Consider the following 358-nt stretch of genomic DNA (forward strand, 5'->3'; position numbering starts at 1 on the left):
TTCAATGCACCTTCAGCTGTTTGGATTAAAGAGATACCATCTTGTGAGTTACGTGATGCTTGATCCAAACCGCGAATTTGTCCACGCATTTTTTCAGAGATTGCTAGACCAGCAGCATCGTCACCAGCGCGGTTGATACGTTGACCTGAAGATAATTTCTCCATTGATTTAGATTGAGCAGTACTTGCCGAGCTCAATTGACGGTATGTGTTTAATGCAGCAATATTATGATTAATTCTCATTGTAGTTTTCCTCCTTGAATTTTGTGTCCACATCCTTGTGGACGAAATAATTTTATAGATAAGGAAAGCTCAATGCTCTTCCCCTCTCTACTATATATATCGGGAGAACTATTTTT

Annotated in this window: 1 protein-coding gene; it reads right to left on the minus strand. The window is 39.1% G+C overall.

Annotated elements, in window-relative coordinates; translation table 11 throughout:
- Positions 1-242 (minus strand): flagellin N-terminal helical domain-containing protein (locus tag LXM54_RS27760; protein WP_442780553.1); only part of this gene is annotated, 242 nt, incomplete at its 3' end.
- Positions 243-358 lie beyond the last annotated feature (116 nt).

Origin of the sequence: Bacillus sp. Au-Bac7 (genome assembly GCF_021341655.1) — a bacterium.
Taxonomy (GTDB): Bacteria; Bacillota; Bacilli; order Bacillales; family Cytobacillaceae; genus Niallia.